This is a genomic window from Caldibacillus thermoamylovorans (assembly GCF_000751775.1).
GTDB lineage: Bacteria > Bacillota > Bacilli > Bacillales > Caldibacillaceae > Caldifermentibacillus > Caldifermentibacillus hisashii.
Map to the genome: position 1 here is coordinate 1 of NZ_CCRF01000070.1, position 15689 is coordinate 15689.

The following is a 15689-nucleotide window of genomic DNA, read 5'->3' on the forward strand; positions in this document are numbered from 1 at the left end:
GCATGGTCTTTATTTGCGGAAAGTATAATTAAAAATTTGCCAATCGACATTTCAACTTGAATGAACGGTTCCAAAAATTTTTAAAAGTGGATGGACTTCAATTGAAATCCATCCACTTATTTTTTTATAACAAAGACTTATACAACATTTCAATTTCCTCAATACTCGTATCACGCGGATTCCCACCTGTACATACATCTGCAAAGGCGTCTTTGGCAATGGCAGGAATGTCTTCTTCTTTGACACCGAGTTCAGCGATTGTTTGTGGAATGCCAACATCTTTACCTAATTGTGCTACCGCTTCAACTGCAGCAACTCTCGCTTCTTCCAGGCTCATTGCATCGACATTATTTACCCCTAAAGCTTTGGCAATATCCCGATATTTTTCACCGGTGTAATCTGCATTGTATTTCAAAATCGTTGGTAAAAGTGTCGCACAGGCAACACCATGTGGCGCATTGTAACGAGCACTTAATGGGTGGGCCATACCATGAACAAGTCCAAGACCAACATTAGAGAAACCCATACCTGCAACATATTGTGCCAATGCCATATCTTCTCTTGCCTTTACATCACCGGCAACCGATGCACGCAGCGAACGGCCAATGATTTCAATCGCTTTAAGATGAAACATGTCTGTAAGTTCCCAAGCTCCTTTTGTGATGTATCCTTCAATTGCATGAGTTAATGCATCCATTCCGGTTGCGGCAGCAAGTCCCTTTGGCATCGACATAAATCATTTCGGTTTATCATACGAATAGAGCTATTTCTGACAACTCCCACCACTAAAGAAGCGGGCTTTCTCGTTTGGAAATTTTTCAAAGGAATAACCCGAAACTTGTTTTGTACGGACGGGTGTTCGGGATTTTTCATCAAATTAAAGCTCTAAAAAACCTTCTCTCGGTGTAACGCCAAAAGCATCAGCCAAGTCTTTTAATTGCTGATCGGTGATGGCTTGTTTCGCACCACCTTGAGCTTGCACATAGGTGTATACTTTTGCCGCTTTTTCTGCCGTTTCAATGAGGCCAAACACTTCATCCATATTACGACCGGCACCGTAAATGCCATGGAACGGCCAAATCACCAGACGAAATTCATGCATTTTGGCTGCGGTTGCTTCTCCAATTTCGTTTGTGCCAGGAACGAGCCAAGGAATAATTCCCACCCCTTCAGGAAAGACAACAAGACATTCCGTACACATTTGCCATAATGTCCGTGTTAATGCTTTTTCTTCTAAAGGATGGGTAAATGTCATTGCCAACAAGTGAGTCGCATGAGTATGCATGACGATTCGGTTTTCCGGATCGACTTTCATCCGGGCAATATGGCTCATAAAGTGAGAAGGCAATTCACTTGTCGGTCTTCCGCCATCTTCTAAGCCCCATAATAATTCAAGATTTTTTCCATCTGCTGCAACACGGATAACACCAAGGTTTACAGCCGGATCATCAATGACATTTTTAAAATATTTACCGGATCCGGTAACGATAAAATATTTACCGGCCAATTCTTTTCCATCAAATTGCATCGGGATTGTCCGAACCACTTTTTCAATATCTAAATATGCCGCCACTTCTTCTTCCGTTAAAAGATAGCTAATGTTTCCGCCATTTCTTTCATCCCAACCAAGGCGATACATATTTGCTGTTACTTTCATCATTTCTTGTGTAAATGATGCGTCAATTATATTCAATTTTGTCATCGTATATACTCCTTCCATTCTTGCTGCAAAAAATTATGCTCTATTTAAAAGAATTTCTTTTTCATAATGTTGAACTTCTTTAAACCAATCGAATCCGACAGGTACATTATTTTTTACACAGAAGTAATTCCAAACATCACCAAACGGGAAGTCTTTTAATTCTTCTGTATACGCTAACCGGGTTGTAAAGTCACCTTCTAATTCTTTTTGTTTTAAAAATGCTGTAGGTTCAAGCAATGCTCTTAACAATGCTTTTTGTGTGTTTCTTGTCCCGATGACCCATGCTGCAATTCGGTTGATGGTAGCATCAAAGAAATCCAGTCCGATATTGGTTCTTTCCAGTAAATTATTGCGGACAATTTCCCTGGCAATAGCTTGTAATTCATCATCCATAATAACAACATGGTCACTGTCCCAACGTACCGGACGGCTGACATGAAGCAAAATTCCTTTACTGAATAAGGAAAGTGCACTTAATTTATTAGAAATCACTTCAGTTGGATGAAAATGTCCGGCATCTAAGCAGACAAGTTTATTTCTGGAAATCCCGTAGCCCATGTAAAATTCATGGGAACCGACCGTATAAGCTTCAGCTCCAATACCGAATAATTTACTTTCAACCGCTTCTTGGGTAAAGTCTTCATTTAATTGTTCGGCAAAAATTTCATCCAATGCTTCCATTAACCGTTGTCTTGGTGCCAAAGTATCAACGGGATTGTCTTTAAAACCATCCGGAATCCAAAAATTGTTAATGCTTGTTTGACCGATTTCTTTCCCGAAGTATTCGGCGATTTTTCGAGTACGTTTCCCATGTTCAACCCAAAAATCACGAACTTCCTTGTCCGGAGACGCAAGGGTAAATCCGTCTTTATACATTGGATGGGAGAAAAATGTCGGGTTAAAATCAAGTCCTAAACCTTGTTCTTTTGCCCAATCAACCCAAGCTGTAAAATGCTTCGGTTCGATTTCGTTTAAATCTACTTTCTCGTCTGTATCAAGATAAATCGAATGAAGGTTTAATTTATGTTTGCCCGGAATTAAAGAATACGCTTTTTCTAAATCTTGCCGTAATTGCTCCGGTGTCCGTGCTGCTCCCGGGTAATTGCCGGTTGCCATAATTCCACCGGTCAGTTCGCCGTTCGGGTTTAAAAAGCCTTTTACGTCATCACCTTGCCAGCAATGGACGGAAATTTTCATATCCTGTAATTTTTTTAATGCTTCTTCCGTATCTACACCGATTTCTGCATATCGTTCTTTTGCAACTTCATAATTGCGGACAATTTGGTCTTGATTTGCCATTATTTGCAACCCTCTTTCAATGTTTTTTAATAGAATGTAAAAATTGTTTGTAGTCGGCAATGACTTCTTGCCAGTTTCCGTCTTGCGGTTTATATGTGGTCATTTCAAATGATTGCCTTGTCATTGCTCTTGCTTCTTTTATATTTGAAATTTCGTTTTTTGAAATCATTTGAACGAGTAGATTCCCTATTGCGGTCGCTTCCGACGGACCGGCATAGACATGAATATTTGCCAGATTTGCTGTCAGTTGATTTAAAAAATGAACATTGCTGCCGCCACCGACAATATGCAAGTCCTGCACTGACCGATCTGTAATACGCCTAAGTTTTTCCAACTCAATTGCATAACAAAGTGCTAAATTACTATAAATACAGTTCGTCAATTCGCCAATTGTCTCTGGTACTTTTTGCCCGGTTTCCATGCAATAATTTTGAATTTCTTTTACCATATTTTCCGGGTTGTTAAAACGTTGATCATTGACATCGATAAATTGTTGAAAAGGTTCGCATTTTTCTGCTTGCTCGGCCATTTCGGCAAAACTGTATGTGTAGTCAAAATTTCTGGCAATTTCTTGGACAATCCACAGTCCCATAATATTTTTCAAAAAACGGTATGTGCCATATGCGCCCCATTCATTCGTATAATTTTCTTTGTAGGCTACCTCACTTGTATTTGGGACCGTTAATTCCATGCCAAGCAGTGACCAAGTTCCGCTGCTCAGGAAAGCCCAGTTATCACCGAACCCCGGAGTTCCAAGTACGGCTGATGCGGTATCATGGGAAGCAACAGCAATCACTTCGCACTTTGGAAGGTCATATTTTTCATACCATTCTTCCTTTATCCCACCCAGCGAAGTTCCTGACTCTACAAGGGGAGCAAATTTGTCCTCAGTTACATGTACATGGTTGAGTAAATCTGTATCAAACAATTTTTCACGTAAATTCAGCATTTGTGTTGTCGAAGAATTGGTTACTTCACTGACGGCTTTTCCGGTAAGAACGTATCCAATATAGTCGGGAATGAGTAAAATTTTGTCTGCCAGTTTAAGTAACTCTTTATCTTCTGTATATAGTTGGTAAAGTGTATTGAATTCAAGAAACTGAATTCCGGTTTTTTCATAAATATACTGTTTCGGATAGGTTGATGTTAATTTATCAATAGCACCGATTGTCCTTGTATCACGATAACTTATCGGATCAGCAAGTTTTTTTCCGGATTTATCGATCAGTACATAATCAACTGCCCATGTGTCAATTCCTAAAACGCATTCATTGATACCCGCTTTTTTCACTTTTTCTAATCCGATAAAAATTTCGTTAATCAATTTGTCGATATCCCAGCGGTCATGTCCGTCTGTTTTTGAAAAACCATTTTTGAAGCGATGGATTTCTTGAATTTCGATTTTACCATCTCGAACATTTCCTAAAATCAATCGGCCGCTTGAAGCCCCAATATCAACCGCAAGATAATTTCGCATCACCTGTTCATTCACTCCTTTCGACAACTTTAATTGTACTTTCTTTCCAAGGATCATAGTTTTGATTAATATCTTGTTTTTTGAATTGTTTTCTTCCTACACAAATATCGTAAACGTTATCAAAAGAAAAATCATGATACATTATTGGTATTTTATTGTACTATCTTGGTAAGTTAGAAATGTTGTGGCATAATGAGGAAAAAGGAAAATTGGAGTAGTGATTATTATGGAGAAATATTGGGAAAAAGCAGATCATTCATGGACGGATGATTCCATTCGAATCTTTAATACTCCTTCTACACGGGCAAAACAACTATTTTACTATATTCAGGAGATCGGCCATTTTAAGGCAATGAAACCTTATTTTACGGAGAGACAAAACTTGAAGTCATATTTATTGAAGTTTACTTTTGGCGGGAAAGGGCGGCTCCGCTATCAAGGGCAGGTGTATACGATTGAAAAAGATGATATTTTTTTTATTGATTGTATGAATTATCAGCATTACGCGACTGTCAGTGATGAACCATGGGAGATGGACTGGATTCATTTTTACGGTCCGAATGTTGAGGCCTTTTATGAAGAATATATAAAAAACGGCAGTAATGTTTTTAAGGCCAAAAACGATCGGATCCATAAGATCATCAAAGAAATCATGGACTTGCAACAAACGCGTAATGCCAAGACAGAATTTCAAATTTCGTTGTTAATCCATGAAATGCTAAATGAAATCTTGATGCAAAAATATGATCTTGGTTTTGAGGAAAAAAATATCCCTGACTATATTTTACAAATAAAAAATTATTTGGAAGACAATTTTAAGAAGAAAATTGGTTTACAAGATCTAGAGCATATGTGTAGCTTAAATAAATTTCAATTAAGCAAGGAATTTACTCATTTTATTGGGATTCCACCGATTGAATATTTAATTAATTTTCGAATTAACATAGCAAAAAGCCTGCTTCGTTATACCAATAAAAGCGTAAAGGAAATAGCTTATGAGGTCGGCATTGAAGACACCCCTTATTTCAACCGGCTGTTCAAGCGGAAAACGGAAATGACACCGTTGGAATATCGGAAGAACGGGTAACTGATGAATAAAGATGAGAGACCGGCTCGACCAGTTTGACGCGAGAAACACCTTATTTTGGCGACGAGACTCTTTCTCGTCACCACTTTGAGCCGGAAATTGCTCCATTTTGGCGACGAAACCCTTTCTCGTCACCATTTTGGGGCGGAAAATGCTCGATTTTGGCGACGAGACCTTTTCTCGTCACCATTTTGGGGCGAAAATTGCTCGTTTTTGACGACGAGACCCTTTCTCGTCACCACTTTGAGCCGAAAATTGCTCGTTTTTGGCGACGAGACCCTTTCTCGTCACCATTTTGGGGCGAAAATTGCTCGTTTTTGACGACGAAACCCTTTCTCGTCACCAGTTTGGGGCGGAAAATGCTCGATTTTGGCGACGAGACCTTTTCTCGTCACCATTTTGGGGCGGAAAACTCCATTTTTTGACGACGAGACCCTTCCTCGTCACCACTTTGAGGCGAAAATTGCTCCATTTTGGCGACGAGACCTTTTCTCGTCACCATTTTAAGCCAAAAATTGCCCGTTTTTGGCGACGAGGCCCCTTCTCGTCGTCGTTTTTTGGACGAAAACTTTACTTTTTGGCGACGAGACCCTTCCTCGTCACCATTTTAGGGCGAAAATTGCTTGTTTTTAGCGACGATCTCCACTGGTTTTATCAAATGAAATGGTAATTGCACTCTATCAGATTTTATGCAAGTGACATTGGCCTTTTATTTCCGGCATAATACTGTAATTTCAAGCAATTCTACAAAGTGGTCTCCCACTAAAACAGAACCAAATGTTCTTCTGTCTGTTACTGTTGTAGCAAAGAGCGGATCTGTAGCTTTTAGATTCTCTGCTTTTCTTCTATGACTTCAACATTTTTTCTTTGTCTACAAAGAAATATATATAGAATAATGATAAGAAAAACATTAACCAAAACACTATTGATAACCACCGAAACTCTCCTGTTAGAATATTTATTCCATTCGCCAACAACAGTCGAAACGAACCAAATATTATTAAAAGAAGTACCGCAAGACCATACATTCTTATATTTGTATCCAAAAAGATAGAAATAATTAATCCTAATGATGATATTAAGAGGATAGCAGGAAGAGCGATTTGGAATGTTAATACTAATACATTTTTATCTAACATATAATACAATAGATTTAAAAAATCTGGAAAAAAAAGTTTATTAATAATTAATTGGAAGATCAAACTAAATATTGCAAATATTACAGACATGCTTATACTAGTTACTAACTTATTTATACAAATTGTTAAGGGAGAAATTTTTGTTAGTAAAAGGTCTAGAACTCGATTATTTCGTTCTTTACTAACTCCTTCAACCAATACATTTAAAACTGGAAAAATTGCTGATAAACCTACTGAGAAAATGGTTATTTCAACACTTGAGGCTTCCCGGAAAACCAGGGAAATAAGTGGTATAATATTAAAAAATATTAAATATCCCATAACGATTAGAAGCTGAACTGGGTTAGTAAATATTTCTTTATAGTCTTTTTTTGTTAAGATCCAAACATAACGACCCATTATCGTTCACCTCTTGTAAAGGATAAATAAACTTCTCTCAGGGATTTCTTTTTTTCCTTAAATTCCATGATTTCAATATTGTTCTTTCTGATAATATCTATAACAGCGTTTATTTCTGGTTTATTAATTTCCCATGTTATCTCAACCCCATTATTAATAGGTATAATTTTTACTCCATTTACTAAAATGCTTTCTAATAAAGATACGACCTGAGAAATCTTATTTTGTTCTTTTATTACAATCTCGTATACTTTGGACTGAGTTTCAGTTAATAATTCACTAGTTCCCCCTTTCCATAAAATTATCCCATCTTGTAAAATAGCAACATGATCACTTACACTTTCAACATCATCAAAATTATGTGTTGTAAATATTATAGTGCCACCCCTGTTTTTGAATTCCAACATTCTGTTATGTAGCCATGTTAAAACTTCAGGATCAAGACCAGAAGATGGTTCGTCTAATATTAATATTTCATGGTTTATTAAACTAGCACGAATAATAGCTAGTCTTTGTCTCATCCCTGTTGACCAATTCTTTACTTTCTCATTTCTACGATCCCATAGCCCAGCTGAACTTAGCTCCTGTTCTATTAATATACGTCTTTCTTTTTTACCTATATTATTTAATTCCGAAAAAAATTTCAAATTATCAATCGCGCTTAATCCATCAAATAAGGAAGGTTGATCGAAAACTACTCCTATATCTGGGCTGTTATTTAATGTTTTAGTATTAAACACGTCTATATTTCCACTATCCGCATTTAATAATCCAAGAATTATACGAATTAAGGTTGTTTTTCCAGAACCATTGTGACCTAATAATGCATAAATTGAATTTCTAGGTATGGATAAATTTATTCCTTTTAACACCTCTTTTTTTCCAAACGTCTTTTTAATATCGTTTATTATCATATAATCCTCTTTCATAACTGGTAGCCTCCAACAAGAATACTATCTACTGCAACGTTACCTCGTTTATATCATTACCTAGATTACATATTTGATTTAGTAATGAAAGAATATTACCTCTTAAAATAGTTTTAACCTTTTCACTAACAAATTCTCCACTTTTTATCGGATTTTTTGTGAAAATCCGCAAACAGACAAGATTATAATGCCATAAAAATAAAAAATCACTAACTATTGATTGAATATCATGGGTGTTGCATGAGCGTGGGTCAAAAGCATTGAGAAGCATGAAGAAAACAGTAAAAGAAAAGAAATATCCTCGCGATTGTTAGAAGCCTTCCGCGGGCAAACACTAACAGACGAGGATATCGCACAACTAGGAAAACCTATACAAATTAGGTTTACCTAGCGATTTAATTGTACCAAAAGGGTGTGACGTTTGGCAAAGAAAAACTAGTTATCCCCAACATAAAAAATAAGTTTTCCACATTTTTTGAAAAAATAGGCAAATTTGGTTCTTATTGACCTTTTATGTGGGATAAATTTAATCGGAAAAATTTTCCAAATGGGGATAAGTCGTAATTCCACAATACTTATTAAAATTGATATATTTTCTCTCCATAGCTGAAAATTTATTAAATTTAGTTAATTCCTGTAAATTTAGGGTAAGATTGTACTGAGTCATATCAATTTCTCCTTTGCATGTTTTTAGTGGTTGAAAACATTGTTGCCAGAAATTGATATTGCTTATTCCTTTTTTACACAATTATATGAGCTTAATCTTCTCATACCATTTGGAAGTGGAAAAGTCTCGTTTTTAGCTGCGAGACCTTTTCTCGTCGTCGTTTTGAACCGGAAAACCTTCCTTTTTGGCGACGAGACCTATTCTCGTCACCATTTTAAGCCAAAAATTGATCGTTTTTGACGACGAAACCCTTTCTCGTCGTCGTTTTTTGCACGAAAACTTTACTTTTTGGCGACGAGACCTTTTCTCGTCACCACTTTGAGCCGAAAATTGCTCGTTTTTGGCGGCGAAACCATTTCTCGTCACCTTTTTGAGCCGGAAAACTCCTTTTTTTGACGACGAAACCCTTTCTCGTCACCTTTTTGGGGCTGAAAATTCACTTTTTTGGCGACGAGGCCCCTTCTCGTCGTCTTTTTGAGCAGCGAAATCGCATTTTTTAGCGACGAGACCCTTTCTCGTCGCGGTTTTGATGCGGAAAACTCCATTTTTTAGCGACGAGACCACTTCTCGTCGTCTTTTTGAAGCACGAAAACTACTTTTTTTGGCGACGAAATTCATTCTCGTCACCATTTTGGGGCTGAAAACCCACTTTTTTGACGACGAGATCCGTTCTCGTTGTCATTGCTTTTTTCGGTTAAAATTGATCAATTCATCCACAGTTAAAAATGTTTGCTTCAAACCTAGTTGTTTTCCGAGTTGTGTGGCATGGGGAAGTTCCAAATAGACGTCACGAATCAATTGTTCATGAGAAAAAACCTCTCGAGTTGGTCCATCCAAAACGATTTTCCCTTGGTTCATAACAATCGTACGTTCAAAAGTTTCTGCAACAAAATCCATATCATGAATAATCGATAAAACTAGGACACCTTCTGCACGCAGATCCTTCATGATTTTTTTCAAACGTTCTTTACCGAGATAATCTTGTCCCATTGTCGGTTCATCGAATATAATAATTGGAGGTTTCATGGCCAGAATAGAGGCGATCGAAACAAGTTTCCGATCAGATAAGCTTAAGTCATATGGATTTTTATCGGCTTCATGAACGATTCCTATTTTTTCCAGTGCCAGCAAACTGTTTTGTCTGGCCTCCTCCGTTGACTGACCAATATTTTTTGGACCAAACATCACTTCTTCAATTACCGTATGTTTAAAAATTTGATCGTTCGGATTTTGAAATACAAGGCCAATTTGCTTTGCCAGCTGTGCAACGGTATATTCTTGCGTATTCATTCCATTTACGTAAATATTTCCGGTTGCCGGTTTTAACAAGCCTTTAAGCAATTTGACAAATGTCGTTTTTCCTGCTCCGTTTTGCCCGATAATCGCTGTTGATTCTTGACGAAAATGAACATCAATGTTAGACAAAACCGGTTGACCTTCAGTATATGAAAAAGAGATATTTTCAACTTTTATTCCATTCATTATTCTCACCGCCCAAAAGTGAAGAAACTTCTGCCAATGTAACCGGGTAAGTATTGGTCTTCTTGTTTTTCATCCCCATTGCTTTACAGTAAGTTGTAAAAATCGGCGGGACTACACCATAGTCATGTAAATCATCCCGAGAAAAAACTTTTTGTGGAGTGTCAAAGTCGATTTGCTTGCCTTCATATAGCAAGAGAATCCGGTCCGTAAAACTGGCTAATTTTTCCATCTTATGTTCCGCAATGACAATGGTAATACCTTCCTGACTCAATTGTTGGATCACTCGAAATACTTCTTCGGACGCTTGAGGATCGAGTTGCGATGTTGGTTCGTCCAAAACTAAAATCTCGGGACGCATGGCAATCACACTTGCAATCGCAACCCGTTGCATTTGTCCGCCAGATAAGTCAAATGGATTTTTGTCCTTTATGTTTTCAATCCCCATCATTTTTAAACTCCAATCGACCCGCTCAATCATTTCTTCACGGGACACCCCTATATTTTCCAATCCAAATGCGATTTCGTCATAAACGGTATATTTAGAGGCCGTCATTTGGGTAAACGGATTATCGAAAACAAGTCCGGCTTTTTGAGAAAGATCAGTGATTGTACTTGTCTTTACCTCAATGCCGTCAATCAAAACCTTGCCTCCATACGCACCGTTAAAAAAGTGAGGAATTAATCCGGTCAATGCCAAACATAAAGAAGATTTCCCGGCAGAATTTTGGCCGACAATCCCGATGACTTCACCTTCTTCCACCTCAAACGAAACATCATTTAAGGCCAACTGATCTGTGTCAGGATATTTATATTTCAAATTTTCAACAATTATTTTTTCATAGGAAAATCCTCCACAGGATAGCAAAAATGAAAATGAGTATAAGAACAGCTTGTATCACTTTTGCATATTTGTATGTATGGACTTCATGTAAAAAAGTTTTCTTTTGCTTAGCATTGAATCCGCGAACTTCCAAAGCAATAGAGCGCTCTCGTGTTGAGATTAATGAATTCATGATAACAGGTCCGATTAAAGGTAAAAAAGCCTTGATACGAACCAATAAACTTCCTTCTGTTTCCAATCCGCGTGAACGTTGGGCATCTTTAATCGTTGCGATGGTTGCACTCATTTGAGGTATTAACTGAAGCACAGAGCCGATTACGTATCCGATTCGCGGTGACATTCCTTTTTGGATGAAAGATTGAATCAGATCGTCCGGTTTTGTTGTCAAAATCAAAACACCGAATGCACAGAGTAAATTAATCACCCGCAGCATTAACAACAAACCATAGGAAAGACCTTCTTTATAAAAAATGATTGGTCCGAAATGAAAAAGCGGCGTTACATTATCCGGTCGGAAAATACCTTGGATGATAACTAATGAAACGATTAAAAATAAGCTGAGACCGATTAAAGGAATAATCTTTCGGAATACTTTTCCGACGACAAGTAGCATTATACTAATAACCAATACAATCAAAGCTACTGTATGGGACGGCAAAATATAAGGTAATAAGGCTGCAACAAATGCATAAATTACCTTTGTAATCGGATCAATCTCATGGATCAGGGAATCCTGCTTGACGTAAAGGGTCATTGATTTCATTTTCCATTCACCAACTTCTTGATATTTCTATCGTATTAAACGGTTGAAAAACGATGGATAATTTTTCTATCTAGCTTCGGGCGCGAATGAGAAAAGCATGGCTTACCTCAGTTTGTAAGGTACAACTTGTACTTTTTAAAATCCCCCGAATATGGAAAGGGAAAAAGCAGTATCTTCCACCTTTTCCCAAAAACAAATACAGTTACAATTCTTCAAAGCGTTGATTGTTTTGATATAATCTTTTTACATTCTTCGGTAATCCTTTAAAAATAAAGAAACATAACAGTACGCTAATTAATTTATCCGGCAAATCGACCACAATACTATCAAGGAAGGATGCCAACCATATTGGTCCGTTTTGGGATAGAATATAGGCATAGAGCGCATCTCCCCATACATTTCCTGTTTGACCTTCCCAAAAGATCATATTTAATGGTGTTGAAACTGTTGCCGCTATTGCACCGACAACCAGTCCTAACAAAAGCGCTTTGGCAAAATTATTTACCCATCCTTTATAAGCTAAAGCACCGACGACAATGCCGATCACACCGCTCGTGATAGCGTATACGGTTGATACCGGGTCAAGTGTAATTCCATAAATAATATTATTGATAATGCCTGATAACCCACCGACAATCGGTCCAGCCAACATACTTGATAAAATCGTTCCTAATGAATCGAGCCATAAAGGGAGTTTTAACCCGGCCGCAATTGTCTTCCCAATGTAGTTGATTCCAATTGCAATTGGAATTAATACAAGTGCCGCCGTAGATAAGCGAAATGACCACATGCTTTTCGTTTTCATTTTCAAAACACTCCTTCCTTTTTCAAGTGCCCTTTGTCCAGTTTTTGATAAAATGGACCTTTTGAAATTTTTTAGAAAATTATAAAAATACCATACTTCTAATTCAAACGCATCACCTCCATAAGCTTGATAGCATGAAATTTTTTCCAGGCGTCAATCTCTTTCATTCTTCACCTTATCTAATAAAGCAAATGTTTCTAAAGCAAGAAGAATCTCATTTTTTTCTCCATGTTCGGCATTCCTTTCTCCGTCAACATAGTCGTTAATTCCTTCATGTAAGTCTCCTGATGCAGAAACAACCACATTTAGGATGGAGGCAGCTTGCAGACTCCTAAGGGCAGAAATCACCAGTAAAGGAGCCGTTTCCATATCTGAAGCCAAAACATTTCTTTTTGACCAAAATTTGTCAATATTCCCCTCATTATCAGTATAAAAGCTGTCATGACTTCTTACAATACCAAAATGATGTGAAATTTGAAGACGTTCGGCTGCAATTTTTATGAAAAACAATAGTTCCGGATTGCTTACGGCCGGGTAACCTTTTTCGATATAGGCTAATGAGGCTCCGTCATTACGGACCGCTCCGGATGCAATGACCAAGTCACCTATTTTCAAGTGCGGTTGTAATGCCCCGCAACTGCCGATTCGAATAAGTGCAGTAACGCCAATATTATTCAATTCCTCTACCGCTATTCCGAGTGACGGGCCTCCGATACCGGTAGATACCACCAGAATTTTAACACCCTTATAAAAGCCAATGGCACTGCGATACTCCCGATTAAATGCTAATTCTTTCGGCGAATCAAGAAACTCCATTACTCTTTCAACACGCTTTGGATCTCCCGGCAAAACTGCATACGTAACATTTAAGTCATTTCCAAGTCGAATATGGGGTTGCAATGATCCCATAAGATTTTACCTCCTTTTTATTCTTTGACTTCCATTGGGTGCTGCCCATTATTCGAAAAAATTAAGTAAAGATCGTCCAAAGAAGATTTCGAATCATGCTCTTTTGGACAATATCCCTAGAAATCAAAACAGAAATGTCTATTAAAACAATTCTATTGGACAATTTTTGTTGAAGCATAAGCTAAATTGTCCATTAGAAGGGGCCCCAATCGCACTCTTTTGGACAAAACCATCAAAAAACCGAACCGAAATACTGGGAATTACACATTACTAACATATATGAAAAGGTCCATGGAATAAACAATCCATGGGCCTGACGCTTAATTACTTACCTTTCCGAAATAATCAAGTAATATTTCTTCTTCCCTCTACGAATAATCGTAAATTTGCCTTCAATTTTGTCCGAGTCACCCAATACATACTGCACATCAGTTACTCGGTCACCATTAATGTAGATCGCACCGTTTTGAATATCTTCCCGGGCTTGCCGCTTCGATGGGGAAATTTTTGCCGCCACGAGTAACTCAACCAAGTTGGCTTCTGCCTCCGTATTTGTAAATGAAGGAACATCTTTAAAACCTTGTTCGATTTCGGCACCGTTTAATTCTTTAATATTTCCGCTGAACAACGCTTCGGAAATGCGAATTGCTTGTTTCAATGCCGCTTCCCCATGGACTAGTTTTGTTACATCTTCCGCTAACGCTTTTTGGGCAAGACGTTTTTCCGGTTGTTCCGCTGTTGCTTTTGCCAATTCCTCAATTTCTTCATGGGAGAGGAAAGTAAAGTATTTTAAGTAATTCACAACATCACGGTCATCGGTATTAATCCAGAATTGATAAAATTCATATGGTGTTGTTTTTTCCGGATCAAGCCAGACTGCATTTCCCTCTGTTTTCCCAAATTTTGTTCCGTCCGCTTTCGTTACAAGTGGAACCGTCAATCCAAATGCTTTTGCCTCTTCATGTGTTTTCCGAATCAATTCAAGCCCGGCTGTAATATTGCCCCATTGGTCGCTCCCACCGATTTGCAGACGACAGTTTTCTGTTTCATATAATTTTAAGAAATCAAGGGACTGCAAAATCATGTAACTAAATTCAGTAAAAGAAATCCCGGTTTCCAGACGGGATTGAACCGTATCTTTTGCCAACATGTAGTTTAATCCAAAATTTTTCCCAACATCCCGTAAAAAAGTAATGACATCCATCTTCCCTGTCCAATCATAGTTATTCGCCATGGTGGCCGGGTTCTCTTTGCTGTCAAAATCAAGAAAACGGGATAATTGTCCTTTTATGCTTTCCACCCAATTTTCCACGGTTTCTTTTGCATTCAGTGTCCGTTCTGCTTTTTTACCGCTCGGGTCACCGATTAATCCGGTTGCTCCGCCGACCAGCGCAATTGGTTGATGTCCAGCCAATTGAAAACGACGAAGTATTAAAATCGGCAACAAATGCCCAATATGCAAACTGTCTGCTGTTGGGTCAAATCCACAGTACAATTTAACACTTTCTTCGGCTAATAATTTTTTTAAACCTTCTTCATCTGTAATCTGATTGATTAACCCTCGGTATTGTAAATCCTCTAATAAGTCCATCACTCAATCTCCTTTTCCAAAATAATAAGCAAAATGAAAACTCTCATTTCACATCACAATTTTTTCCCTATTGCCCTTTTAAAAAATTGGGCAAAATAAAACTTGTACTCCGTGGTCGCAATGTTTTCCGGTCCAAACCCTACATCCGAAAAATTATCCAAAATATACCAGAACTCCCTGGTTGCAACATTTCCGACCCAACCCTGTACCCGAAAATTTAACAAAATAAACTCAGACTCCTTAGTCGCAATATTTTCCAATACGAACCCTGTACCCGAAAATTTGGGCAAAATAAAAATCCCTCCGAATCAATCGAAGGGACGAATCTATCGCGGTACCACCCAACTTGAGGAAAATTTCCTCCACTCATTTTGCTAACGGACAACCGTTCACTGCTACGAGCCACATAAACCTTGTTCACAGTGAATGCTCAGGGATGTAATTCGTTTTCCTATTTGTACCGGTTTCCACCACCCACCGGTTCTCTCGAAACAGGGATAGCAAAACTACTAAATTCCCATCATTGCTTAATTATTCATTTTGTTACCATATTTTTAGCATATTCATCAAAAGATGTCAAACTTTGTTGTTGCCATTCA

The 15689-nt window shown here is 37.9% G+C and carries 19 protein-coding genes and 1 other annotated feature; of the genes, 5 read left to right on the forward strand and 14 right to left on the reverse strand.

What is annotated here, in order from left to right; translation table 11 throughout:
- Nucleotides 1-124: 124 nt before the first annotated feature.
- From BT1A1_RS12360 to rhaB, 4 genes are all read right to left on the reverse strand, one after another.
- Entirely contained in the window at nucleotides 125-733 is a 609-nt protein-coding gene (locus BT1A1_RS12360; RefSeq protein ID WP_034771762.1) for a dehydroquinate synthase/iron-containing alcohol dehydrogenase family protein, read from the reverse strand.
- A 144-nt stretch (nucleotides 734-877) separates the two neighbouring features.
- Nucleotides 878-1702, reverse strand: coding sequence for a rhamnulose-1-phosphate aldolase (rhaD, locus tag BT1A1_RS12365; protein WP_034771764.1), 825 nt, complete (start codon nucleotides 1700-1702; stop codon nucleotides 878-880).
- 33 nt (nucleotides 1703-1735) lie between these two features.
- A complete protein-coding gene (rhaA, locus tag BT1A1_RS12370) occupies nucleotides 1736-3001 on the reverse strand; it encodes an L-rhamnose isomerase (protein WP_034771766.1) in 1266 nt (421 codons plus the stop codon).
- Nucleotides 3002-3017: 16 nt separating this feature from the next.
- Nucleotides 3018-4478, reverse strand: a complete 1461-nt coding sequence (gene rhaB / locus BT1A1_RS12375; protein WP_034771789.1) for a rhamnulokinase — start codon at nucleotides 4476-4478, stop codon at nucleotides 3018-3020.
- Between the two features lie 226 nt (nucleotides 4479-4704).
- Here rhaB and BT1A1_RS12380 point away from each other — a divergent pair, with 226 nt between their 5' ends.
- From BT1A1_RS12380 to BT1A1_RS18725, 3 genes are read left to right on the forward strand one after another with little or no spacing between them, the layout of a single operon-like run.
- On the forward strand, nucleotides 4705-5565 hold the full coding sequence (locus tag BT1A1_RS12380) for an AraC family transcriptional regulator (protein ID WP_034771769.1): 861 nt from the start codon (nucleotides 4705-4707) through the stop codon (nucleotides 5563-5565).
- 35 nt (nucleotides 5566-5600) lie between these two features.
- Nucleotides 5601-5990 (forward strand): hypothetical protein, encoded by a 390-nt coding sequence (locus tag BT1A1_RS18720; protein ID WP_156103230.1) that lies wholly within the window; start codon nucleotides 5601-5603, stop codon nucleotides 5988-5990.
- Nucleotides 5987-6235 (forward strand): hypothetical protein, encoded by a 249-nt coding sequence (locus BT1A1_RS18725; protein WP_156103231.1) that lies wholly within the window; start codon nucleotides 5987-5989, stop codon nucleotides 6233-6235. Before BT1A1_RS18720 ends, BT1A1_RS18725 begins: the two co-directional genes overlap by 4 nt.
- A gap of 175 nt (nucleotides 6236-6410) precedes the next feature.
- Here the strand turns inward: BT1A1_RS18725 and BT1A1_RS12385 are convergent, their stop codons facing one another.
- Together BT1A1_RS12385 and BT1A1_RS12390 are read right to left on the reverse strand one after the other, a co-directional pair.
- Complete coding sequence (locus BT1A1_RS12385) at nucleotides 6411-7103, reverse strand: hypothetical protein (protein WP_034771771.1); 693 nt, start codon at nucleotides 7101-7103, stop codon at nucleotides 6411-6413.
- Complete coding sequence (locus BT1A1_RS12390) at nucleotides 7103-8032, reverse strand: ABC transporter ATP-binding protein (RefSeq protein ID WP_051989128.1); 930 nt, start codon at nucleotides 8030-8032, stop codon at nucleotides 7103-7105. The genes BT1A1_RS12385 and BT1A1_RS12390 overlap by 1 nt, the downstream gene beginning before the upstream one ends.
- Before the next feature lie 709 nt (nucleotides 8033-8741).
- Between BT1A1_RS12390 and BT1A1_RS18730 the strand changes: the two genes are divergently transcribed.
- Nucleotides 8742-8939, forward strand: a complete 198-nt coding sequence (locus BT1A1_RS18730) for a hypothetical protein (RefSeq protein ID WP_156103232.1) — start codon at nucleotides 8742-8744, stop codon at nucleotides 8937-8939.
- Nucleotides 8936-9073 carry a hypothetical protein gene (locus BT1A1_RS18735; protein WP_156103233.1) on the forward strand — a complete coding sequence of 46 codons (138 nt, stop codon included), beginning with the start codon at nucleotides 8936-8938 and terminating at the stop codon, nucleotides 9071-9073. Before BT1A1_RS18730 ends, BT1A1_RS18735 begins: the two co-directional genes overlap by 4 nt.
- A gap of 40 nt (nucleotides 9074-9113) precedes the next feature.
- On the opposite strand, the gene BT1A1_RS12400 is transcribed toward BT1A1_RS18735, so the two are convergent.
- The 8 genes from BT1A1_RS12400 to BT1A1_RS12435 form a co-directional block, all read right to left on the reverse strand.
- On the reverse strand, nucleotides 9114-9329 hold the full coding sequence (locus BT1A1_RS12400) for a hypothetical protein (RefSeq protein ID WP_156103234.1): 216 nt from the start codon (nucleotides 9327-9329) through the stop codon (nucleotides 9114-9116).
- 48 nt (nucleotides 9330-9377) lie between these two features.
- Nucleotides 9378-10181, reverse strand: coding sequence for an energy-coupling factor ABC transporter ATP-binding protein (locus tag BT1A1_RS12405; RefSeq protein WP_034771776.1), 804 nt, complete (start codon nucleotides 10179-10181; stop codon nucleotides 9378-9380).
- Nucleotides 10162-10998: an energy-coupling factor ABC transporter ATP-binding protein gene (locus tag BT1A1_RS12410; RefSeq protein WP_231553332.1), complete on the reverse strand. Its 837-nt coding sequence runs from the start codon at nucleotides 10996-10998 to the stop codon at nucleotides 10162-10164. The genes BT1A1_RS12405 and BT1A1_RS12410 overlap by 20 nt, the downstream gene beginning before the upstream one ends.
- A gap of 19 nt (nucleotides 10999-11017) precedes the next feature.
- Entirely contained in the window at nucleotides 11018-11785 is a 768-nt protein-coding gene (locus BT1A1_RS12415; protein ID WP_034771780.1) for an energy-coupling factor transporter transmembrane component T family protein, read from the reverse strand.
- A 202-nt stretch (nucleotides 11786-11987) separates the two neighbouring features.
- On the reverse strand, nucleotides 11988-12590 hold the full coding sequence (locus tag BT1A1_RS12420) for an ECF transporter S component (RefSeq protein WP_034771782.1): 603 nt from the start codon (nucleotides 12588-12590) through the stop codon (nucleotides 11988-11990).
- A 153-nt stretch (nucleotides 12591-12743) separates the two neighbouring features.
- Complete coding sequence (locus BT1A1_RS12425) at nucleotides 12744-13499, reverse strand: nucleoside phosphorylase (RefSeq protein ID WP_034771784.1); 756 nt, start codon at nucleotides 13497-13499, stop codon at nucleotides 12744-12746.
- Between the two features lie 328 nt (nucleotides 13500-13827).
- Nucleotides 13828-15090, reverse strand: a complete 1263-nt coding sequence (gene tyrS / locus BT1A1_RS12430) for a tyrosine--tRNA ligase (RefSeq protein WP_034771786.1) — start codon at nucleotides 15088-15090, stop codon at nucleotides 13828-13830.
- Between the two features lie 53 nt (nucleotides 15091-15143).
- Entirely contained in the window at nucleotides 15144-15380 is a 237-nt protein-coding gene (locus tag BT1A1_RS12435) for a hypothetical protein (protein WP_034771788.1), read from the reverse strand.
- A gap of 23 nt (nucleotides 15381-15403) precedes the next feature.
- Nucleotides 15404-15623 (reverse strand) — a binding site (T-box leader).
- Between the last annotated feature and the right edge of the window lie 66 nt (nucleotides 15624-15689).

What these genes read in the sequence shown, in the direction of transcription:
- BT1A1_RS12360 (WP_034771762.1), bottom strand. Translation starts at nt 733, where the DNA reads ATGTCGATGCCAAAGGGACTTGCTGCCGCAACCGGAATGGATGCATTA.
- rhaD (WP_034771764.1), bottom strand. Translation starts at nt 1,702, where the DNA reads ATGACAAAATTGAATATAATTGACGCATCATTTACACAAGAAATGATG.
- rhaA (WP_034771766.1), bottom strand. Translation starts at nt 3,001, where the DNA reads ATGGCAAATCAAGACCAAATTGTCCGCAATTATGAAGTTGCAAAAGAA.
- rhaB (WP_034771789.1), bottom strand. Translation starts at nt 4,478, where the DNA reads ATGCGAAATTATCTTGCGGTTGATATTGGGGCTTCAAGCGGCCGATTG.
- BT1A1_RS12380 (WP_034771769.1), top strand. Translation starts at nt 4,705, where the DNA reads ATGGAGAAATATTGGGAAAAAGCAGATCATTCATGGACGGATGATTCC.
- BT1A1_RS12385 (WP_034771771.1), bottom strand. Translation starts at nt 7,103, where the DNA reads ATGGGTCGTTATGTTTGGATCTTAACAAAAAAAGACTATAAAGAAATA.
- BT1A1_RS12390 (WP_051989128.1), bottom strand. Translation starts at nt 8,032, where the DNA reads ATGAAAGAGGATTATATGATAATAAACGATATTAAAAAGACGTTTGGA.
- BT1A1_RS12400 (WP_156103234.1), bottom strand. Translation starts at nt 9,329, where the DNA reads ATGGTGACGAGAATGAATTTCGTCGCCAAAAAAAGTAGTTTTCGTGCT.
- BT1A1_RS12405 (WP_034771776.1), bottom strand. Translation starts at nt 10,181, where the DNA reads ATGAATGGAATAAAAGTTGAAAATATCTCTTTTTCATATACTGAAGGT.
- BT1A1_RS12415 (WP_034771780.1), bottom strand. Translation starts at nt 11,785, where the DNA reads ATGAAATCAATGACCCTTTACGTCAAGCAGGATTCCCTGATCCATGAG.
- BT1A1_RS12420 (WP_034771782.1), bottom strand. Translation starts at nt 12,590, where the DNA reads ATGAAAACGAAAAGCATGTGGTCATTTCGCTTATCTACGGCGGCACTT.
- BT1A1_RS12425 (WP_034771784.1), bottom strand. Translation starts at nt 13,499, where the DNA reads ATGGGATCATTGCAACCCCATATTCGACTTGGAAATGACTTAAATGTT.
- tyrS (WP_034771786.1), bottom strand. Translation starts at nt 15,090, where the DNA reads ATGGACTTATTAGAGGATTTACAATACCGAGGGTTAATCAATCAGATT.